Origin of the sequence: Collimonas fungivorans (assembly GCF_028292705.1) — a bacterium.
Classification (GTDB): domain Bacteria; phylum Pseudomonadota; class Gammaproteobacteria; order Burkholderiales; family Burkholderiaceae_D; genus Collimonas; species Collimonas fungivorans_B.
This window is the reverse complement of record NZ_JAQGLV010000083.1, coordinates 25250-47706: the sequence shown is the minus strand read 5'-3', so window position 1 is coordinate 47706 and position 22457 is coordinate 25250. Positions and strand designations below refer to the sequence as shown.

Genomic DNA, 22457 nt, shown 5'->3' with positions numbered 1-22457 from the left:
CGCATACGCGCGCCCAGATCAAGGCCGGCTGGAGCGAACCTTACGGCGACCGGCATCAGGAAATCGTGTTCATCGGACAGGACATGGACCAGGATGAAATCCGCAGGAAGCTGCAAGCCTGCCTGCTGGATGCGGCGGAAACCGGCCTCGGCATGGCTGCCTGGCGCCGCTTCGACGATCCGTTTCCGGGCTGGCAAAGAACCGCCGCGGAAGGGCATTGAGCATGGCCGCCGCTCCCACCATGCTGGCTCGTTCGGCATGGATACGCCTGTTGCTGGTGCTGCCGGTATGCCTGTTGTTCTGGCTTGGGGTCTGGTGGGCGCTGGCTGGAGATATCGGATGAAACCGGCCGTCGCAGTTCACGAGTTGAGTGTCGCCTATCGCCGGCATCCGGCCTTGCATTGCATCAGCGGCAGTTTTGCGCGCGGCTCCCTGACGGCTGTGGTTGGACCCAACGGCGCCGGCAAAAGCACCTTGCTGAAGAGCTTGCTGGGCCTGGTGCCGGTCGATAGCGGCCAGGTCGCGCTGCATGTGGCGCGCAAGCGCATCGCCTATCTGCCGCAGCAAGCCGAGATCGACCGCAGTTTTCCGATTTCGGTGCTGGATTGCATTTGCCTGGGTTACTGGCAACGGCTTGGCATTTTCGGCGGCGTCGGTCCGGCGCTGGCCGAGCGGGCAACAGACGCGTTGCTGGCGGTTGGTTTGCAGGGATTTGCACAGCGCTCTGTCGGCAGCCTGTCGGCCGGGCAGATGCAGCGGGTACTGTTTGCGCGCATCCTGGTCCAGGACGCCGACCTGATCTTGCTGGACGAACCGTTCAATGCAGTGGACGCCAAGACCACCGAGGACCTGCTGGCGATTATCCATGCCTGGCATGCGCAGCAGCGTACCGTCATCGCCGTGCTGCACGATCATGAACAAGTACGCCGCCACTTCCCGCAGGCAGTCCTGCTGGCGCGGCGTCTGGTGGCCTGGGGCGCTACCGAGCAAGTGCTGAGCGAGCCGCATCTGCATCTGGCCAAGCACATGCCGGACACAAACGCAGCGGAGGCTGCGGCGTGACGCCGGCAGCGTGGCTGGGCGGCGCGCAGCAGCTTGCATGGGCCCCATTTTCCGAGTTCGCTTTCATGCGGCGCGCCTTGATCGGCGCCTTGGCGCTGGCGCTCAGCAGCGCACCGCTGGGTGTATTGCTGACCTTGCGGCGCATGAGCTTGTTCGGCGATGCGCTCAGCCATGCGGTATTGCCGGGCGTCGCCATCGGATTCATCTTGTTCGGCCTGTCGCTGCCGGCGTTGAGCATCGGCGGCTTCCTGGCCGGCGTGATCGTGGTGGCGATTGCCGCCCGCATCAGCCGGACTACCGGCCTGAAGGAAGACGCCAGCCTGGCCTCCATTTACCTGACCGCGCTCGCCCTGGGCGTGATGCTGATCTCTATGAATGGCTCCAAGCTGGATTTGCTGCATATCTTGTTCGGCAATGTGCTTGGAGTCGACCGGCCTGGCCTGTTGCTGGTGGCGGGAGTCAGCACGTTCAGCTTGCTGGCGGGCGCGCTGGCCTATCGCGGCCTGCTGCTGGAAAGTTTCGATCCTTCCTACCTGGCGGCAAGCGGCAGGCGGGCAGGATTGTTCCAGCAGCTGTTCCTGATGCTGGTGGTGCTCAACCTGGTCGCCTCGTTCCAGACCCTGGGCACGCTGATGGCAGTGGGCCTGATGATGCTGCCCGCGGTCTCGGCCCGGCTGTGGCATGAAAGCTTGCCGGCGCAACTCTTGAACAGCGCCTTGCAGGCCGCGTTGGCAGCTTATGCCGGTTTGCTGCTGTCTTACTACACCGCAGCCCCTTCCGGTCCGACCATCATCGTTTGCGCGACCGCCTGTTACCTGGTCTCGCTGCTGATTGCGCCGCGCGGCTGGCTGCCGCGGGTTTTACGGCGACAGCAGGGATGACGGCAGTTTCATGCATCTCAATTTCTGATCTTCGAGGAGCAAGTGTGAAAAGTTTTGGCAAATTATTATTGGCGGCGGTTTTACTGTCAGCCTGCAGCGCGGCGACGGCGGCCGCAAAAATCCCGGTGGTCGCCAGCTTCAGCATTCTCGGCGATATTGTTGGCGCGGTCGGCGGCGATCGGGTGGCTGTGGTGACGCTGGTTGGCCCGGACCAGGATGCGCATGTGTTCGAACCGACGCCGGCCGACGTCAAGGCGATAGCCAGTGCGAAGCTGGTGGTGACCAACGGCTTGGGGTTCGAGGGCTGGATGGAAAGACTGACCGCAGCCGCCAGTTACACAGGGACCCTGGTGGTCGCCAGCGATGGCATCCAGGCCAGGCAGCGTGCCGGTAAAGGCCCTGGTGCGGCATCGCGGCCCGATCCGCATGCATGGCAAGACCCGCTCAATGTGATGACCTATACCCGCAATATAGTGGCGGCGCTGGGCCAGGTCGATCCGGCTGGCGAGATGTATTACAAGGCGAATGGTGAACGTTATCTGCATGCCCTGGCAGAGCTGGACAGGTGGGCGCAGGCGCAGTTTGCGCAGATTCCCGGCAGCCAGCGCACCGTGATCACCTCGCACGATGCGTTTGCTTATTTCGGCGCCCATTACGGCGTGCGCTTCCTGGCAGCGCAGGGCGTATCGACCGAAAGCGAGCCAAGCGCGCGCGATGTCGCAGCGCTGATCCGGCAAATGAAGCAGCAGGATAGCAAGGCAGTTTTTTTCGAGAACATGAGCAATCCGCAACTGCTGCTGCAGATCAGCAGGGAGGCGGGCATCATGCCGGGCGGCAAATTGTATGCGGATGCATTGTCGGCGCCGGCAGGCGATGCGCCGACGTACCTGCGCATGATGCGCTACAACATCATGCAGATACTGGAGCGCCTGCGCCGGCCTTGATTGCACGCCGGGACGGCGATGGCGGCATCTGCAATATGCCCCGCTTTCAAGGGTGTGGATTGGACACTGATTGTTAACTTGATGCCCATGGGTGCCTGAAGTTGTCAGCGGCTTCGCATGAAACCGGCTGGCAATAAAGATTGACCAAGAGAAATAGTTAAATCAACTTTGTTTTCTGTGGGAAATAATAGGTGTGCATTTAACGTCATTGGACGGTTAAATATTGTTAATTTGTGTCAACGATAGTTAAAGATTGAGTTTTTTAGTGGTTTCAGAAGCCTCTTGCTTTTACTCTTTGCTTGCGTGCTGCCGCCGGATTTAACAAACCGGTGAATGTATAGCGCAGGGTTAACCGACTGGATCTGGACAAGCGATTTCCAAAAGAAAAAAGATTTGCCAAGAGGCAATTCGATGCGCTTGCTCCATGTCCAACAATCAAAGAGTAAACAGATGCAGAAAATTGATGGCGTTCTTCGAGATGATCAGTGGGAGAAACTGGAACCTCTGCTGGTCGGGCGGCCAGGAGATTCCGGGATGTGCGGCCGCGACAATCGTCTGTTCATGGAGGCGGTGTTATGGGTTGCGCTGAAATCCGGCTCATGGAGCAATCTGTCGCCCGAATTCGGCCGCTGGAGAACCAGCTACATGCGGTTCCGGCGCTGGACCAAGGCCGACGTCTGGCGGCGCCTGGCTGAAAACCTGGTCGACGACCAGGAGCTGCAAGTCATGCTGGGAGCGATTGTCGACCTTGGCGACGAACATACCCGCCTGAACACGGAAAGATCGATCCGGCGCACCAATGTGAAAATCTATGGGCGGGCCCTGGCTTCCGCCGCGGGCGCCAACGCAAAACCGGTGCGTGCCGACGAATTGTCTTCGTCGTGGGTGTGGCTGGTCACCAATGACAGCCCGACCGGCTGATCTTCAATAGCAAACTGCCGGTTGCTGGCGCCCTCCGCGCAACGTTCTCATGCAACCGGTATCGTCCGGCGCCCGCAGCTTATGCTGGAGTGTGTTGGTATTGTGCAATCTTTCCCTCCCCCAAGTTACATAGAGACACAATAGGGTTCCTGCTCTAAAGCCGTGCCTCATCGCACTATCGCCGTGCGGTATCAGGTATTATCGGCAACCATAGGGACAGTGTTTGATAGGAAACTTTCTGAGCGATACGCCACACGGCTGCCGCTGCGCCTCCTCTATACATAACAAAGAATGGCCCTTGCTAAGGGGCTGAGACAAGTCTGGACAGGAATATGCCAAAGCCGCTGGCGGCTCGGGCAATGGTTTGGGCGATTAACATTCGATTAAAAGTACGATTTTGATGAATTTCATTCTGTATTCGGATATTGGCGAAAGCACGATCGATAAAAGCCTTGGTTTGCCAGAGTACAGCTACTACTTTGTCTTAAAAGCTTTTCGCACCGTTTTGGCCGAGCTCGGCACGGTCACATTGGTGCGGCACCCGGAAACCGAAGTCGACCCGCTGTTTGAAGAATGCCGGCAGCGCGGCGAAGAATGCGTGTTCCTTTCCTTTTCCCCGCCGAACAAGACCCAGATCGACCTCAAGTGCCCGACGGTGTCGGTGTTCGCCTGGGAGTACAGCAATATTCCCGACGAGGTGTGGGACGACGATATCCGCAACGACTGGCGCGTGGTGTTTGCCCGCCATGGCCGGGCGATCACCTTGTCCAGCTATACCGCGGGCGTCGTCAAAGAGGCGATGGGCGCGGCATTCCCGGTGCTGGCGGCGCCAGCGCCTTTGTGGGAACAGTTTGCCGGTGCCCGCTCGCGGTTTGGCGCTAAATTGCCGCCCCGAGAAAGCGTGCTGCAGTTGCGCGGCACCGTGATCGACAGCCATCTGCTGGGTTTGTCGGCAGACGGCTTGATCGCTCACATCACCTTCCCCGAGGCGGAGGATGATGAAGAGCTGCCATTGCCGCCGCCCGCGCCTGCACCGGAACCTGTACCCGAACCAGCATTCGAGCTGCAGCCGCAGTTGACACCCGAACCGCAGGCCCAGCCTGAACCCGTAGCGCCAGTCAAAAACCTGCGTTATCGGCTGGCGGTGACCAAACGCCATCTGCTGACCTGGTATCGCGAAGCATTGCGCGACCTGCTGCCTTTATGGCTGGCCAGGGCAGTGGCGGTCAGCGGACGCAGCGGGAACGCCATGGCGCGCGCCATGATGGGTTATGAACGCCGCACAGCTCCGCAGCTGGAGTTGCCGGTCGAGCCGTCGCAACCGCCAGAACTGCCGCTGCAACCGTCGGAGCCGCTGCCGGTGCAGGCAACTGAGCCCGCTCCAGTGCTCGAGCCTGAAGCGGTGGTCAAACTGGATGGAGTGGTTTATACCTCTATCCTCAGCCCCAAGGATGGCCGCAAGAACTGGTTCGACATGGTGACCGCATTCTGCTGGACTTTCCGCGATATCGAAGACGCGACGCTGGTGCTGAAGATGAACGAGCGCGACCTGTCGCGTTATCACAATACCTTGCTGACCCTGCTGTCGCAGCTGGCGCCGTTCAAGTGCCGGGTCCTTACTTTGCATGCCTACCTGGACGACCCGACCTACGAAGAGCTGATCGGCGCCACCAGTTATTACGTCAACACCTCCCTGTGCGAAGGCCTGTGCTTGCCGCTGATGGAGTTCATGTGCTGCGGCAAGCCGGTAATCGCACCGCGGCACACGGCGATGGAAGACTATATAGACGATCGCGCCGCCTTCGTCATCAAGTCCGGCCTCGAACACAATGTCTGGCCGAATGATCCGCGCGACCTGTTCCGCACCTTGCGCTACCGTCTCGACTGGGAGTCAATCTGTACGGCATATAAAGACAGCTATCGGATAGCAAAACAGCAGCCCGAGAAATACCTGGAAATGAGCAGGCACGCCATGGCGCGCCTGGAGTCCTTCAGCTCGGGTGCAGTCGTGAAAGAACAGTTGCGCAGTTTCTTTCAGCAGGCAGGGGCCGCCAGATGATTATCATTATTTATTCCGAAACCAACGCCGGCTCGATTGCTTCCAATCTCGGCTTGCCCGAATACAGTTACTACTTCGTCCTGAAAGAATTCAGGCCGGTGCTGGAACAGCTTGGCATCGTGGTCGCCGTCAGCGACCCTGCGCGCGAAGTGGATGAAATCTACAGGAATGCCCTGGCGCATGGCGAGTCCTGCGTTTTCCTGTCGTTTTCGCCGCCGCACAAAACCGTGGTCGACCTGGCCTGTCCGACTATCCCGGTATTTGCCTGGGAATTTAGCACGCTGCCCAATGAAACCTGGTTTGGCGAGCCGCGGCATGACTGGCGTTATGTGTTCGATAAAGTCGGTGGCGCGATTACGCACTCGGTATTTACCGCCGATTCGGTGCGGCAGGCGATGACGCCGGAATTCCCTGTAGCGTCTATCCCGGCGCCGGTCTGGGACAGGTTTGCCGCGATACGTAAAAGACTGTCGATTGCCAATCATCCAGACGGTGTCGACCTGCACGTCGCCGGCACCGTGATCGATAGCCGCACAGTCGATCTTTCTCCTTACAGCGTACCGCGCCGGCGCGATCCCAAGCCGAACCTGGTGCGGCCGCCGGCGCTGGCCCGGCGCGAGCCGGTCAAGGTCCATATCGGCGGCGTGGTGTATACCTCGGTCTTCAATCCGTATGACGGACGCAAGAACTGGTACGACATGGTCAGCGCCTTCTGCTGGGCGTTCCGAGATACCGAAGACGCCACGCTGGTGTTGAAACTGACCCACCACGATGTCCGCATCGGCATCGACAACCTGCTCGAGAACGTCTATAAGCTGACGCCGTTCAAGTGCCGGATCCTGCTGATCCACGGCTACCTGAGCGATGCCGACTACGAGAGCCTGGTGTCTGCGACGACCTACATCCTGAATACTTCGCATGGCGAAGGCCAGTGCCTGCCTTTGATGGAGTTCATGTCCTGCGGCAAGCCGGCTATTGCGCCGCGCAACACCGCGATGGCCGACTATATCGATAACGAGAATGCTTTTGTGCTGGACTCCAGCACGGAGCCCAGCCATTGGCCGCATGATCCGCGCCAGGCATACCGCACCCTGCGTTACCGCATAGACTGGGGCACTCTGCTTACCGCCTATAAGGACAGTTATCGCGTCGCCAAGCAGGATCCGGACAGATATTGGCAAATGGCGGAACACGCAGTACGGCGCTTGCAGCGGCATTGCTCGCATGCAGTGACCAGAGAGCGCTTGCTTGCTTTCTTTGCGAACCATCCGCGGATGAATGGCAACGGCGTTGCCAAGATGGTGGAAAAGGTCGGCGTATGAAGAAAATCCTTGTCGGCCGGCTGTGCCCAGCTGACCGCTGGCAGCAAGATCATGCGCCTGGCGATCATCGCCCGCAAACTGGACCGTAGCTATCGGGAGCCGATCGCATATGAACCATCGGATTAAAGACATCGAATTATTGCGCGGAATCGCCGTGCTTTTTGTGTTGTTCCAGCATATGCGATTCAACTTGATGGGACAACCGAGCGACTTCCTTGACTATATCTATCGCCATTTCGGATTCTGGACCGGAGTTGACCTGTTTTTTGCGATTTCCGGTTTTGTCATTGCCAGGGACCTGATTCCGCGGCTTGGCCAGAGCCAGGACCAGCAGGGTTTTTTTGCCGTGGCGGCCAAGTTCTGGGTCAGGCGCGCCTGGCGTTTGTGGCCTTCCGCATGGCTCTGGCTGGCGCTGCTGTTGCTGGCGGCGGTGGTTTTCAGGAAATCCGGCATATTCGGCTCGCTGCAGGCAAACCTGGATGGCAGCCTTGCGGGGATTTTCAACTATGCAAATTTTCGCCTGGTTTTCAAGTTCGGCCATGACGAACTTGGTCCGGCTTTTCCGTATTGGAGCCTGTCGCTGGAAGAGCAGTTTTACCTGTTGCTGCCGATTGTCGTCTTCCTCTGCCGCCGCTGGCTTTCGGGTGTGTTGATTGTGCTGGTGGCGCTGCAGTTTTTTGCATCTCGACATCAGTCATTGCTGTTGATGATGACGCGATCCGATGCGCTTTTGCTAGGCGTGCTGCTGGCAATCTGGAGCACGCGCGACAGCTATCGCAGGCTGGAACCGGTTTTTCTCAAAAAGCGCCACTGGATGCGTTTTGTCATCCTCGCAGTCCTGGCGGGCGGCCTGATTGTGATCGGCTCGGAGCAGTATCAGGATTTTCGTTATTGGGTTGGTATCGTCGCCTTGCTCTCCGTCGCGCTGGTATGGATCGCCTCCTACGACGCGGATTACCTGATGCCAGGCAATCCCTTGAAACGTGTGCTGCTTTGGGTGGGAAGCCGTTCCTATGCGCTGTATCTGATACACATGCCGGCCTATCTCATGAGCCGCCAGATCTGGTACTGGATCGCCCCCGTGGATACCGTTTTTGACCAAACCTACAATGCCAGGCTGGTATTTACGGCCTTGGTGCTGCTGCTGGCATTGAGCGAACTTAATTATCGTTTTATTGAAATCCCCCTGCGTGCGCGCGGTAAAAGAATTGCCGACCAGATGAGCAAGCCCCGGCTCCAGTTCCAGACGTAGTTCACTTGCATCAGGAAGCGTCCATCGATAACAGTGAAAGCAAAATAGTATGCGAGACATGTTCAAAAAGTTTTTTGGCGTTCGAAAAACGGAAACGGTAGTTCCGGTGACGCCGGCCCCGGCCCCGGCAGTATCGGTTCCGGCGCCTGCCGCCGCGATCGATTCCTTTCATATAGGCTTGCGCGATGCCTTGGCGAGCGGCTGGTACCTGCATAAAAGCAGCGAGCTGTATCGCGGATTTTTTATCAGCGCTGAAGATGTGGTGCTCGATATCGGCTGCGGCGACGGCGGCAATTCGCTGTTCTGCGCGAACCACGGTGCGCATGTGATCGTGGCCGACATCGATGCGGACAAGGTGGAATCCACCATACAGCGTCTGGCGCAAACGCCGGCGCGGCTGGTGCAAGGGCTGGTGGGCGACGCCAATCCCTTGTTGCTGGAAGACGGCGTAGCGACCACGGTGATCTGTATGGAAGTGCTGGAGCACGTCGACGATACCGCACAGTTTTTGAGTGAACTGGCCAGGGTTGGAAAATCTGGCGCGCAATACCTGCTGTCGGTGCCGGATCCGGTACAGGAGACTTTGCAGAAGGGCGTGGCTCCGGCTTCGTATTTCGAGAAGCCGAACCATATCCGCATTATCCAGCGCGACGAATTTGAAAAGATGGTGACAGATGCCGGCCTGGTGATCGAACGGCATGAATACTACGGCTTCTACTGGTCAGTCTGGTGGCTGTTTTTCTGGATATGCAAGGTAGACCTGAACAATGCCAGCCATCCCTTGCTGGATAACTGGGCAAAAACGTGGGAAGCGCTGATGGACACGCCAAATGGCGAACAGGTGAGGCAGGCATTGAACGATTTCATGCCGAAAAGCCAGGTCATCATTGCACGCAAGCCATGATTGTTAGCGCGGCGTGGCATTGAGCAGACAGCAAAGGAGCGGTTGCATATGAAACGACTATTTGTTACCGGGCAATCAGGGTTTGTCGGCCTTGCCTTTGAACGCATGCGCGGACATATCGCCGCTGCGCATGGCTGGGAGCTGGTATCGGCCGACAGTCCTTATGACTTGCTGGAGCCGGCGGCTTTGGACCTGGTAATCCAGCAGGCGCGTCCGGATGCCGTGGTCCATCTTGCCGGACAAACCTTTATCCCGGAAGCGTTCCGCGATCCGGCGCATACCCTGGACGTCAATCTGAAAGGAACGCTGCACCTGCTGCAGGCACTGCAGCGCAACGGTTTCAACGGTACTTTCCTTTACGTCAGTTCGGGCGACGTATATGGCAAGGTGAATCCTGAGTTATTGCCGATCAGCGAGCAGTTGCCGGTGCGTCCGCAAAATCCTTATGCGGTCAGCAAAGCGGCGGCCGAACTGCTTTGTTATCAATGGAGCTGCAACCAGCCATGGTGCATTCTGGTGGCGCGGCCGTTCAACCATATCGGCCCGGGACAGCGCGAAGATTTCGTGATCTCCAGCGTTGCACGGCAGCTGGCGCGCATCCGCCAGGGCCTGCAGGAGCCGCGCATACTGGTGGGCGACGTTGATGTCAGCCGCGACTTCCTGGATGTCGAAGACGTCATTTCCGCCTACCTGGCATTGCTGGAAAATGGCCTGAACGGAGAAACCTACAACGTCTGCTCAGGCAAGGAATATCTGATCCGCGACCTGATCGCCAGCATGCTCTACCTGACCGAGATCGATGCGCAAATCGAACAGGATCCGGCACGGCTGCGGCCTTCGGATTTGCGCAGGGTAAAGGGCAGCAATCAAAAAATCGCGCAGGCAACGGCATGGCAACCGGGCATTCCCATGCAGCAGACTTTGCTGAATGTCCTGTCGGACTGGGAGAGCAGGGTAGCAGCGGAGACTGCAGCTCAACTTCATCCGCGCGCGTGACGGAAAAAATAAGCGGAAAAATCAGAACAGACACATGGAGATAGAGGCAATGACAAAAACAGCATTGATTACCGGCGTGACCGGGCAAGACGGCGCCTATCTTGCCAAGCTGCTGCTTGACAAGGGCTACAAGGTGTACGGCCTGCTGGCGCGGCGCAGCAGCGACACCCTATGGCGCCTGCGCGAACTGGGCATCCTGGAAAAATTGCAGTTTGTCGAGGGTGACCTGGCCGACGCAACTTCCGCCATCCGCGCCGTGTGCCAGTCGCGGCCGGACGAAATCTATAACCTGGGAGCGCAGAGTTTTGTCGGCACTTCCTGGAACCAGCCGGTAGTGACCGGCATGGTGGATGGCCTGGGCGTCACGCACATGCTGGAAGCGATCCGTCAGTTCAGTCCCGAAGCGCGGTTCTACCAGGCATCCACCAGCGAGATGTTCGGCCTGATCCAGGCCGAACATCAGGACGAAAATACCCCGTTCTATCCGCGCAGCCCATATGGGGTGGCGAAGCTCTACGGTCATTGGATTACCGTCAATTATCGCGAGAGTTTTGGCTTGCATGCCTCCAGCGGCATCCTGTTCAACCATGAATCGCCTTTGCGCGGAATCGAGTTCGTTACGCGCAAAGTGACTGATGCAGCGGCGCGGATCAAGCTCGGCAAGCAGCAGGAACTGCGGCTGGGAAATATCGACGCCAAGCGCGACTGGGGATTTGCCGGCGACTACGTCGAAGCGATGTGGCTGATGCTGCAGCAAGAGCGGGCCGACGACTACGTGATCGCCACCGGCGTTACCACCAGCGTGCGTGAAATGTGCCGCATCGCCTTTTCTCATCTTGACCTGAATTATGAAGACTACCTGGTGATCGATCCGCAGCTGTTCCGGCCGGCCGAAGTGGATGTGTTGCTCGGCAACCCGGCGAAAGCGCACGACAAGCTGGGTTGGAAGCCAAGAACCAATCTGGTGCAGCTGATGCAGCAAATGGTCGATGCAGACATGCGTCGCGTAGCTAAAGAATAAGAGGGAGATGAAGATGCTTACGCCAGAACCCGGCATTCCATTGACAGCAACGGCAGTCATCGTTCCGGTGGTGCTTTCGGGCGGCGCCGGCACGCGCTTGTGGCCGGTGTCGCGGGAAGGACACCCGAAACCCTTCATCAAACTCCCGGATGGCAAAAGCCTGCTGCAAAAGACTTACCAGCGGGTAGCCCAGCTTGGCATCCGCGGCGATATCCTGAGCGTGACGAACCGGGACTATTATTTCCAGAGCAAGGACGAATTCGTGTCGGCCGACCTGGGCACGCATTATCGCCCGCATTTCATCCTCGAACCTTCCGGCCGCAATACCGCGCCGGCAATTGCGGTCGCTGCGCTGTCGTTGCGTGCCCTGCATGGCGACAACACCATCATGGTGGTGATGCCGGCCGACCATCTGATCAAGGATGTCGAGTGTTTTACCGAAGCCGTGCATCATGCGGTGGAAGTCGCCAAGCAAGGTTACCTGGTGACGTTCGGGGTCCGCCCATTGACGCCGGAAACCGGTTTCGGCTACATCGAATGCGGCGCTCAGATCGATAGCGCCGGAGCGGCGCAGGTAAGCCGTTTCATAGAAAAGCCGGATGCCGAACGCGCCGCCGGTTTTGTCGAAAGCGGGCGGCACCTGTGGAACGCCGGCATATTCTGTTTCTCGGTGTCGACCTTTTTAAGCGAACTGGAAAGGCATGCGCCAGAAATCCTGGCGCTGGCTACCGCATGCATCGAGGCCAGCCCGGCCGCCGCGTCGGCCGGCGTTTTGCTGCAGGAGCTGGACAGCGACAGCTTCATGGCGATGCAAGACATCTCAATCGACTATGCGGTGCTGGAGCGTTCCGACCGGGTGGCGGTGATACCGGCCGATTTCGACTGGAACGATATCGGTTCCTGGGGCGCTCTGCGGCAGTTGGTGGAACCTGACGAACAGGAAAATCGCGTGCTCGGCGAAGCCGTGCTGATCGACAGCCGAAACAACTACATCTATTCCGAACAGCGCCTGGTGGCGACAGTCGGCGTCAACAACCTGATCGTGGTGGATACGCCTGACGCGCTGTTGATCGCGCATCCGGACCATGTGCAGAACGTGAAGAAAGTCGTGCATCAGCTCAAGAGCACGGAGCACGCCACTTATAAACTGCATCGCACCGTGTTCCGGCCATGGGGCAGTTATACCCTGCTGGAGCAAGGACCGAATTTCAAGATCAAGCGCATCGTCGTCAAGCAAGGCGCATCGCTCTCGCTGCAGATGCATCATCATCGCAGCGAACACTGGGTGGTGGTGCATGGCATGGCCAAGGTGGTCAACGGCGAGCAGGAAATGTACATCAACACCAACGAATCGACTTACATCCCTGCCGGCACCAAACATCGCCTGGAAAACCCGGGTTTGCTGGAACTGGTGATGATCGAGGTGCAGAGCGGCGCCTATCTGGGCGAAGACGACATCGTGCGTTTTGACGATAAATATGGCAGGTGCAAGCCATGTTGAAAATGCAGATGCAGACAAAAAACCAAACCATGCTGCGCTCGCTGTGGCATTACCGCGGCTTCATGCTCGGCAGCGTCAAGCGCGAATTCCAGTCGCGTTATCGCAATTCGATGCTGGGCGCGCTATGGATGGTGCTCAATCCGTTGGCGATGATTGTGGTCTATACGGTGATTTTCTCGCAGCTGATGCATGCGCGCCTGCCTAACGCCAGCAGCCAGTTTGCCTACGGGATTTATCTGTGCGCCGGTTTGCTGACCTGGGGATTCTTTACTGAAACCGTATCGCGCATGCAGAACGTGTTCCTGGAAAACGGCAACATGATCAAGAAGCTGAACTTTCCGCGCATCTGCCTGCCGATCATCACGGTGCTGAATGCGGGCGTGAATTTTGCCATCATTTTCGGCCTGTTCCTGGGGTTCCTGCTTGTCTCCGGAAATTTTCCCGGCTGGGCATTCCTTGGCGTGCTGCCGCTGCTGCTGATACAGATTCTGTTTTCTATCGGCCTCGGCATTGTGCTCGGCGTGCTCAACGTTTTTTTCCGCGACGTCGGCCAGCTGTTCGGCATCGTGCTGCAGTTCTGGTTCTGGTTTACCCCGATTGTCTATACGGTCTCGACCCTGCCTGAGGGAGTGCGGGGCATGCTCAGATTTAATCCGATGACTGCGCTGATGGTTGCCTACCAGGGGATTTTCGTCAGCGGCGCATGGCCGCTATGGAGCGACCTGTGGGCAGTGATGCTGCTGAGCGTGGCGCTGTGTGTCATCGGTTTGCAGCTGTTTCGCCGGCATGTCGGCGAAATGGTGGATGAACTATGATGGGCAAGATTACAGTTAAGGGTCTGGGCAAGGCCTACAAGACATACGACGGGCGCTGGGCGCGCCTGGCGGAATGGGTGTTGCCTTTTTCCCGGCAGCGGCACCAGCTGCACTGGGTCTTGCAGGATATCGATTTCCAGCTGGCGGCTGGCGAGGCTGTCGGCATTGTCGGCGTCAATGGCGCCGGCAAGAGCACACTGCTGAAAATGATCGCGGGGACTACCCAGAGCACCACCGGCAGCATCGACATCCAGGGACGGGTGGCGGCGCTGCTGGAACTCGGCATGGGTTTTCATCCGGATTTTACCGGCAGGCAGAACGCCATCATGGCTGGCCAGCTGCAGGGCCTGAGAGCAGAAGAAATCGAAGCGCTGATGCCGGCTATCGAGGCCTTCGCCGAAATCGGCGAATACATAGACCAGCCGGTGCGGACTTATTCCAGCGGGATGCAGATGCGGCTGGCGTTCAGCGTTGCGACCGCCAGCCGGCCGGATGTGCTGATTGTCGATGAAGCCCTATCCGTCGGCGATGCTTATTTCCAGCACAAGAGTTTTGAACGGATCCGGGAATTTCGGCGCGCCGGCACTACCTTGCTGATTGTGTCGCACGATCGCTACGCCATCCAGACCATTTGCGACCGCGCCATATTGCTCAATCGCGGGCGGCTGGAAATGCAAGGCAATCCGGTGGAGGTGATGGACTTCTACAATGCCATGATGGCTGAGCGCGACCGCAGCACTGTCAGGCAAGAGCGCCTGGCCGACGGAAAATTGCGGACCATCTCCGGAACCGGCCAGGCCAGCGTTGCCGAGGTCAGGCTGCTGGACGACGAGGGCAGGGAAGTCGACGTGGTTGAAGTCGGCGCGCAGGTTACGCTGGAAGTCCGGGTTGCGATCAACTCCGAAGTGCCGCGGCTGGTGATGGGCTACCTGATCACGGACAAGCTCGGGCATGCCGTATTCGGCATCAATACCCATCGCCTCAACAAGCCGCAGACCGATTTGCGGGCGGGGGAAGACCTGGTTTATCGCTGGCGCTTTGCGATGGACCTCGGCAAGGGGAATTATGCGATTTCGATTTCCCTGTCGCGGGTCGATTCCCATCTTGACACCAACTATGAATGGCGCGACTACAGCGTCATTTTCCACGTGGTCAATACGCATCGCCCCGATTTTGTCGGCTGCGCATTCCTGGAACCTGAAGTAGCCATAGTGCGGTCGCTCGGCAGCGCCAGCAAGGACGGCATAGCAGCATGACCAGACTCCTGATCGAATGTACTTATGTCTTCCATCATCCCGAAATGAATTCCGGGATACAGCGCGTCGTGCGCAATATCATCAATCATTTGCCGCGGGTGCAGGACGAGGCGGTTTGCATTCCCGTCATATTCAAGGATGGCAAGATACTTGAAGTCAGGCAGCTGGCACCGAAACATACCGATGAGTGGCGCAGCCGGCTGCAGCAGAAACTGGAAAAGCTGGCGCAGAAGCTGGTGCAGGTGCGTAATCGTTACTGGCTGGTCCACTCGCGCTTACTGCGGTTTTGGCCATGGAGCGCCTCGCATAATATAAAGCGGGTGACGTACGTGCTATGCCGCCTGGCCAGTTTTTCGTTCACGGTGCCCTTGTATCTGACCGAGCGGCTCCTGGAAAAAATCGAAGTGCAGCCGCGCGCCTTTGAAATGACATGTCGCCCCGACGATATCCTGGTGTTGCTGGATTCATCCTGGCACGCCGATTTTTTCCCCGTAGCCGAGAAGCTGCAGCGGCAGGGTGTATCCATCGTGTCGGTGATCTACGATCTGATTCCGTTGACCCATCCCCAGTTTTGTGACGGTCCGCTGGTGCAGGTGTTCGACCGCTGGTTCGAATGGATTGCAAATACGGCGGACGGTTTCATTGCCATATCGGGCACCATTCGTGATGAAGTCAACAGCGAGGTAAGGCGTCGGCTTGGCAGCGAGCGTGCCGACCGCCGCTGGTTTGATTTCTTCCATCTGGGATCGGAACTTGACCAGGTCCATACCGATAAATCGGTGCGCTCCTCCGTGGAAAAATTGTTCGGCTCCGGCCTTTCCATTTACCTGATGGTCAGCACCATCGAGCCGCGCAAGAACCATGCTTACTTGCTGGATGCCTTTGAGCAGCTGTGGCGGGACGGCAGCGATGTCGTATTGTGTTTTATCGGCCGCATAGGCTGGAAGAACGAGCGCCTGATCGAGCGTGTAAAAAATCACCCGCAGCTGAAGCGGCGCCTGTTCATGTTCAACGACCTCTGCGACGTCGAACTGGAATATTGTTATAGCCATGCCAAATCGCTGGTTTTCCCATCATTTGTAGAAGGTTTCGGTTTGCCGCTGGTGGAAGCCATGCAGCGCGGTTTGCCGGTGATGGCGAGTGATATCCCCGTATTTCACGAGATCGGCGGTGAATTTGTCAGCTATTTTGACCTGGACCAGCCAGCATCGCTGGCCCAGAAGATACTGCAATTTGAAGACAGCGGCGTTTTCCCGGCGGCGCGGCACATGACGCACTGGTCCTGGCTCAACTGGGAAGATTCGGCGCGCCAGCTGGTAGAGCGGGTCGTGCGCCAGGTACAAACGCAAAAGCATACGCAAAGTGAATTTCATGAAATTGAACATTGCCCTGAATAGCAAGATCCTGCTGGCGCCCCGCACCGGCATCGGCAACTATGTTGCCGAGCTGGCGCAGGCCCTGCAGCAAACGCCTGACATTGGAATGCAATATTTCAACGGCTTGCGCTGGCAGGATGAGTTGGTGAGCGAGCCGATGCCGGACTATTCGCGCTGGGCCGGCATGGCCAAGCGCTTGCCTGGCGCCTATGTTTTTCGCCGGATGCTTGAGCAGCGGCGCTTTAACCATGGCGCGCATACGCTGCGTCCGGATGTGTACCACGAACCCAGCTTGTGGCCGCTCAATTTCAACGGACCGACGGTGATGACCGTGCACGATCTGACGCATGTTCATTTTCCGCAAACACAGCCTAAAGATCGCCTGAGAGAAATCGAACGCAGGCTGCCGTCGGCACTGGCGCGCGTCAGCCGGATCCTGGTGGATTCCGAGTTCATCGGACGGGAAATCAAGAAACATTTCGGCGTGCCGGATCAAAAAGTGGTGGTGGCACCGCTTGCCAGCTCTGCCGTCTTCCAGCCGAGGGTGGAGCAGCAGCTGTCGGTTCGTCTCAATAATCTGGGTTTGGCTTATCGCGGTTTTATCCTGTCGGTCGGTACCCTGGAGCCGCGCAAAAACCTGCTGCTGACGCTCAAGGCGCATGCGCGTTTGCCTGCGCCTTTGCGCGAGCGTTTCCCTTTGCTGGTGGTGGGCATGCCAGGCTGGCAGGCGCAAGAATTGGACGGCGTGCTGGCGCAGGCGGTCAGCGCCGGCCATGTGCGCCTGGCAGGTTACCTGGACCAGGCGGACCTTGCATGCGTCACGGCGGCGGCCAAGATCATGGTGTTCCCTTCTTTGTATGAAGGATTCGGTTTGCCGGTACTGGAAGCAATGGCCAGCGGCACGCCGGTGATTGCGTCAGATTGCGCCAGCCTGCCGGAGGTGGCGGGGGCTGCTGCTGCCTATGTCGACCCGCGGGACGAGGATGGGCTGACAGAGCAGATGCGCCGCTTGCTGGAAGACGACAAAGCCTGGATGGGACAGCGCATAGCGGGTCTGGAGCGGTCCGTGCAATTTTCCTGGCGAAAATGCGCAGCCATTACTGCTGAAGTTTACCGGCAGGCGGCGAATGGCTAAGTAATATCGGTTGTTGTTGGCGCAGGCAGTCCGCGCCGATAAAAAATGGCTTTTCACTTCTGGTTGCAAAGGAAGATGGGGCAGATTACGAGAGGAGTAGACAATGCGGGTTCTTCATTTTTACAAGACCTATCAGTCGGAATCGTACGGCGGGATCGAGCAAACCATTTATCAGCTGTGCAAATGTTCGCCGGCCAGCGGGATCGAGAGCGAAGTGCTGACGCTGAGCGATAATCCCGATCCGGCGGAATTGATGTACGACGGTCACAAGGTGCACAGGGTCAAGCTTGACCTGCAGATCGCTTCGACCGGCTTTTCGTTGTCCGCGCTGAAGCGTTTCTCGCAGCTTGCTGAGGAAGTCGATATCGTGCACTACCATTTTCCGTGGCCGTTCATGGACCTGGCCCACTTTGTCACGCGCATGAACAAGCCGAGCGTGGTGACCTATCATTCCGACATCATGCGCCACAAGACGCTGTTGCAGTTGTACCGGCCGCTGATGCACCGCTTCCTGAGCAGTGTCGACGCGATCGTCGCCACCTCTCCGAATTACCTGCAGACCAGTTCGGTGCTTGCGGGATACAAGGACAAGACGCAGGTCATCCCCATCGGCCTCGACAAGAGCAACTATCCGACGCCATCGGCGGCCGTGACGGAGAAATGGCAAAAGGAGATCGGCGGGCGTTTCTTCCTGTTCGTGGGTGCTATCCGCTATTACAAAGGTTTGCATATCCTGCTGGACGCAGCGCGCGGCACTGATTATCCGATCGTGATCGTGGGCGCCGGGCCGATTGAACAGGAACTGAAGCAGCGGGTCGAGGAGCAGGGCTTGCGCAATGTGATCTTCCTCGGCATTGTCAACGATGAAGACAAGGTCGCGTTGCTGCAGCTGTGCTACGCCATTGTGTTCCCGTCGCACCTGCGTTCGGAAGCGTTCGGCATCTCCCTGCTGGAGGGAGCGATGTACGGCAAGCCCATGATTTCCAGCGAGATCGGCACCGGCACCAGTTATATCAACAACCATCGCGAAACTGGCCTGGTGGTTCCCCCTAGCGACCCGGATGCCTTCCGGCTGGCGATGCAGCAGTTATGGGATGACCCTGAACTGGCGCGGACCATGGGTGCGCGGGCGCAAGCGCGTTATCAGAAACTGTTTACGGCCAGGGTGATGGGGGAGAGTTATGCCGGTCTCTACCGCGACGTGCTGCAGATGCACGGGCAGGCGGAAACGCAGATAAGCGTGGAGGCCTGAACAGCCCGGCAAGTTGTGGTTTTTGCGAGGTGTGATACGATCATTTAATGAATAATCTATTTAAATTTCGTTTTAAATAGATTGTAACTATTAAAAACAATGTATTACATTCCCGTCGGGGCGTATGTTATTTCGTATGTCGCTCAATCGCTTGTTCTGGCTGATTTCGATCTTGCTGATGCTGCTTTTCCTGGTCCTGATCGGCCGGATCGTTAGCAGCGAATGGGCCGTATACGAACGCAGCACAAAAAGCATGCCCTCCATCAGGAATCTGCAGCTGGCACTGCTGGTGGAAGAAAAGCTGGCGGCCGAGCGCGGCCCCGGCAATTCGCTGCTGCTGCAAGAACCGGACGCTGCCGCCAGGGAATTTGCAGGACTGGACCAGGCCCGCTTTGCGAGCGATCGGGCGCTGGCAAGCTTGCGCCGCGCCTTGCAACTGCAGGCGATCCCACAGCTGGCGCCGGTGATAGCGCATGTTGCGTCGACCGAGCAGATACTGGCGGCGATGCGCAAAGAGATGGACTTGCTGCTGGCTCTGCCGCAACGGCAGCGCGACATGGCCGCCGTCGGCGCCGTGCTGCAGATGATGACCCGTGCGGACAGCGGTTTTGCCCCGGTAATCGTTGCTCTGGCCGATGTCGCCGTCAGTTCCGATCCGCAGCTTAGCGATGGCCTGGAAGGCGCACTGCTGGCTTCCAGCTTGCGCAATATCGCTGGCCGGATTGGCACTGTCTTTACTGCTCCGGTGATCGCTCAGCGGCCTTTGACCTCCCAGGAAATCTACGCATTTTCCAGACTGTCGGGACAGATCGAGCAGTTGTATTCCGGGATTGAACTGCAATTGCGCCCTTACCAGGATAATCCGGTTTTGAAAGCTGCCCTGGATACGATGCGCGATCGTTATCTTGGCGCCGGCCTGGGTTTCCTGAACGAGTTGTTTGCAATCGGACGCAGTTCCGGAGACTACGGTCTGAGCGCCCGCGAAATGGTGGTTCGCTATGTGCCGACAATGGCTGCAATTCCGCATCTGCGCGACCTGGTCCTGGCGGAAATGCTGCAGCAGGCCAGGCGCCAGAATAGGCAGGCCGCTTTTTTCCTGGTGGCGGTAACCGGCCTGGGCGTGGTTGCTCTCGCTATTTTCGTGCTGCTCATGCAAGTGATACGGTTGCGTGTCTTGCGTCCTATCCTTGACGCCACCGATCTGTTCGTATCGCTGGCCGACGAACGGTTCGATACGGTAATCCCGATGCCGCGCCATGACGATGAAATCGGCATCATGATGCGGGCAATCCATGTGCTAAAGGCGCACAGCCTGGCCAAGGTCGGGCTGGAAAAACAGCGCGAAGAAATGATCGCGCAATTGCGGACTTCGTCTGATACGGATTTCCTGACCGGCCTGCTGAATCGCCGCGCTTTTTTCGCGCAAGGCGAACAGCAATTCGGCATTGCCCAGCGCTACCGGCGGCAATTGACGCTGATCTTGATGGACGTCGATCATTTCAAGGCCGTCAATGATCGCCACGGACACCTGGCTGGCGACCAGGTATTGCGCGTAGTAGCGGACCTGTGCCGGCGGCATCATCGCAAGGTCGACCTGCTGGCGCGTTACGGCGGCGAGGAATTCCTCCTGATGCTGCCCGAAATCGACTTGTCTCAAGGGTTTGCCGCGGCTGAAAAATTGCGCTGCGCTATCGACGCCTGCCATTTCCAGCTGGATGGCGGCGAGATGGTCAATGTCACCGCCAGTTTTGGCGTGGTGGCTTTTGAATGCGACAACGACCTTGAAAGCCTGATAGCTCGCGCTGACCAGGCCCTGTATCAAGCCAAGCACAGCGGCCGCAACATGGTGGTGGCAGCGCCGCGCGGTAAATCGGACGAGACGATTGTCATTGCCTGATGCCGCTTTTCAGGCTGAAACTGGGCAGCGGGCAGGGGATTTCCATCAAGAACTTTTTCCTGTTTAGTTTGCTAGAATGGCGAGCTAATCTTCGGAGACATGGATGAATAAATTCCTTTTTCTTTTTAGCCTGCTGCTGGCGCCGCTCGGCCACGCGGCAACACCGCAGCAGCAACTCAATACGCTGTTCGACAGCGACTGGCAATGGAGCATGCGCAATGCGCCCGAATTCGCTACCGCGGTCGGCGACAATCGTTATAACGACCGCCTGTCGGATGCATCGCTGGCCGCCAGCCTGGCTGGCAATACTCACCAGCAGCAGATGCTGCTGCAAGCCGAGCGCATCGACCGCAGCAAGCTGAGCGGCCAGGACCTGCTTTCTTATGAGCTGTTTATCTATGAAAAACAGAGAAGCATCCAGGCTGCGAAGTTTTATCCCTATAACCCGGAGCCGATCTCGCAATTGAGCGGGGTCCAGTTCGACTTTCCGCAACTGGTTGCGCAGACGCCGTTCAATACTGCCAAGGACTATCGCAATTACCTGGGGCGCTTGCGCGCTTTGCCCAAGTTTGTCGACGGCGTGATCTCGCAATTGCAGCAAGGCGTCAAATCCGGCTGGGTAGCGCCCAAAGTCACGATGAGCGTGGTCCCCGGACAACTGCAGGAATTTGTCGCCAAGCTCGACAGCAGTCCCCTGGCTATCCCGTTCAAGGACATGCCGGCCTCGATCCCGGCGGCGCAACGCGCAAGCCTGGCGCGCGAAGGCCAACGTTTGCTGCATCAAGGCGTGGCGCCGGCTTTCCGCAAGCTGGAGGCCTATATCAGCAACAGCTACCTGCCAGCCTGCCGCGACAACATAGCAGCCTCCAGTTTGCCTGGCGGCGCGGCGTATTACGCGTACAAGGTGAAGGAAAATACAACCACCAGCATGACGCCGCAAGAGATCCATGACGTCGGGTTGCAGGAAGTGGCGCGGATCCAGGGTGAGATGAAGCTGGTGATGCAGCAGACCGGCTTCAAGGGAACGTTTGCGGAATTCATCACTTTCCTGAATACCGATCCGCGCTTCTATTACACCAAGCCGGAAGATTTGCTGGCCGGTTACAAGGACATCATCAAAAAATCTTCGGCGCAGCTGCCGCGCTTTTTTGCCAATATTCCGCGCGCTCCGGTCGATGTCAAACCGGTGCCGGAAGTAGGCGCCGAGAACCAGGCCGGCGCTTATTACGAACCGGGAACGCCGGACGGCTCGCGGCCGGGTTATTTCGTCGCCAACCTGTCGAAGCTGGATTCGCGCCCCAAGTGGGAAATGGAAACCCTGACCTTGCATGAATCGGTGCCGGGCCACCACCTGCAAACCGCGCGCGCCCAGGAAATCAAAGGCTTGCCGGAATTCCGGCGCTTTGGCTGGTATGTCGCGTTTGGCGAGGGCTGGGCGCTGTATGCTGAAAGCCTGGGCGGTGAAATGGGTTTCTATACCGATCCCTACTCGAAATTCGGCCATCTCAACGATGAACTGTTCCGCGCCGCCCGCCTGGTGGTGGATACCGGCATGCACGCACTGGGCTGGAGCCGGCAGCAGGCGATCGACTACATGAATGTGAACACCGCCAATCCGCCGCACGACAACCAGGTCGAAATCGATCGCTATATCGTCGATCCGGGCCAGGCCCTGGGTTACAAGATCGGCCAGCTGAAAATCAAGGCCTTGCGGGAAAAAGCGCAGCAGGAGCTGGGCAGCAAGTTCGACCTGCGGCGCTTTAACAATGCCGTCATCGACAATGGCGCTTTGCCGCTGGAGATGCTGGAAACGCAGATAGATCTGTGGATTGCGCAGCAGGCCTCGGCGGCTTAACGCACCAT

At 58.2% G+C, this 22457-nt stretch carries 19 protein-coding genes; all 19 read left to right on the top strand.

All coding sequences use genetic code 11. The features are described from left to right. Positions 1–221: GTP-binding protein (locus JWQ61_RS04300; RefSeq protein WP_304359424.1), on the top strand; the 221-nt coding region annotated here is incomplete at its 5' end. A 118-nt stretch (positions 222–339) separates the two neighbouring features. Then, positions 340–1062, top strand: a complete 723-nt coding sequence (locus JWQ61_RS04295) for a metal ABC transporter ATP-binding protein (protein ID WP_304359423.1) — start codon at positions 340–342, stop codon at positions 1060–1062. Positions 1063–1127: 65 nt separating this feature from the next. Next, entirely contained in the window at positions 1128–1943 is an 816-nt protein-coding gene (locus JWQ61_RS04290; protein WP_304359428.1) for a metal ABC transporter permease, read from the top strand. A 44-nt stretch (positions 1944–1987) separates the two neighbouring features. Beyond that, positions 1988–2887, top strand: a complete 900-nt coding sequence (locus JWQ61_RS04285; protein WP_304359422.1) for a metal ABC transporter solute-binding protein, Zn/Mn family — start codon at positions 1988–1990, stop codon at positions 2885–2887. 450 nt (positions 2888–3337) lie between these two features. Then, entirely contained in the window at positions 3338–3808 is a 471-nt protein-coding gene (locus JWQ61_RS04280; protein WP_304359421.1) for a transposase, read from the top strand. A gap of 400 nt (positions 3809–4208) precedes the next feature. After that, positions 4209–5867 (top strand): glycosyltransferase, encoded by a 1659-nt coding sequence (locus JWQ61_RS04275; protein WP_304359420.1) that lies wholly within the window; start codon positions 4209–4211, stop codon positions 5865–5867. After that, the gene (locus JWQ61_RS04270) at positions 5864–7189 is read left to right on the top strand and encodes a glycosyltransferase (protein WP_304359419.1); all 1326 of its coding nucleotides are present in this window, start codon (positions 5864–5866) and stop codon (positions 7187–7189) included. The genes JWQ61_RS04275 and JWQ61_RS04270 overlap by 4 nt, the downstream gene beginning before the upstream one ends. 109 nt (positions 7190–7298) lie before the next feature. Beyond that, a complete protein-coding gene (locus tag JWQ61_RS04265; protein ID WP_304359418.1) occupies positions 7299–8441 on the top strand; it encodes an acyltransferase in 1143 nt (380 codons plus the stop codon). A 106-nt stretch (positions 8442–8547) separates the two neighbouring features. Beyond that, complete coding sequence (locus JWQ61_RS04260) at positions 8548–9345, top strand: bifunctional 2-polyprenyl-6-hydroxyphenol methylase/3-demethylubiquinol 3-O-methyltransferase UbiG (protein WP_304359417.1); 798 nt, start codon at positions 8548–8550, stop codon at positions 9343–9345. Between the two features lie 48 nt (positions 9346–9393). Then, a complete protein-coding gene (locus tag JWQ61_RS04255; RefSeq protein WP_304359416.1) occupies positions 9394–10341 on the top strand; it encodes a GDP-mannose 4,6-dehydratase in 948 nt (315 codons plus the stop codon). Between the two features lie 49 nt (positions 10342–10390). After that, positions 10391–11362 (top strand): GDP-mannose 4,6-dehydratase, encoded by a 972-nt coding sequence (locus JWQ61_RS04250; protein WP_304359415.1) that lies wholly within the window; start codon positions 10391–10393, stop codon positions 11360–11362. Between the two features lie 7 nt (positions 11363–11369). Then, positions 11370–12863: a mannose-1-phosphate guanylyltransferase/mannose-6-phosphate isomerase gene (locus tag JWQ61_RS04245; RefSeq protein ID WP_304359414.1), complete on the top strand. Its 1494-nt coding sequence runs from the start codon at positions 11370–11372 to the stop codon at positions 12861–12863. 8 nt (positions 12864–12871) lie between these two features. Further along, complete coding sequence (locus tag JWQ61_RS04240) at positions 12872–13678, top strand: ABC transporter permease (RefSeq protein WP_304359413.1); 807 nt, start codon at positions 12872–12874, stop codon at positions 13676–13678. Continuing rightward, positions 13678–14934, top strand: coding sequence for an ABC transporter ATP-binding protein (locus tag JWQ61_RS04235; RefSeq protein ID WP_304359427.1), 1257 nt, complete (start codon positions 13678–13680; stop codon positions 14932–14934). Before JWQ61_RS04240 ends, JWQ61_RS04235 begins: the two co-directional genes overlap by 1 nt. Continuing rightward, complete coding sequence (locus JWQ61_RS04230) at positions 14931–16331, top strand: glycosyltransferase family 1 protein (RefSeq protein ID WP_304359412.1); 1401 nt, start codon at positions 14931–14933, stop codon at positions 16329–16331. Before JWQ61_RS04235 ends, JWQ61_RS04230 begins: the two co-directional genes overlap by 4 nt. Beyond that, positions 16306–17445, top strand: coding sequence for a glycosyltransferase family 1 protein (locus tag JWQ61_RS04225; RefSeq protein WP_304359411.1), 1140 nt, complete (start codon positions 16306–16308; stop codon positions 17443–17445). Before JWQ61_RS04230 ends, JWQ61_RS04225 begins: the two co-directional genes overlap by 26 nt. A 103-nt stretch (positions 17446–17548) precedes the next feature. Beyond that, positions 17549–18697 (top strand): glycosyltransferase family 4 protein, encoded by a 1149-nt coding sequence (locus JWQ61_RS04220; protein ID WP_304359410.1) that lies wholly within the window; start codon positions 17549–17551, stop codon positions 18695–18697. Between the two features lie 136 nt (positions 18698–18833). Beyond that, on the top strand, positions 18834–20594 hold the full coding sequence (locus JWQ61_RS04215; RefSeq protein WP_304359409.1) for a GGDEF domain-containing protein: 1761 nt from the start codon (positions 18834–18836) through the stop codon (positions 20592–20594). A gap of 103 nt (positions 20595–20697) precedes the next feature. Next, positions 20698–22449 (top strand): DUF885 family protein, encoded by a 1752-nt coding sequence (locus JWQ61_RS04210; protein WP_304359408.1) that lies wholly within the window; start codon positions 20698–20700, stop codon positions 22447–22449. Positions 22450–22457 lie beyond the last annotated feature (8 nt).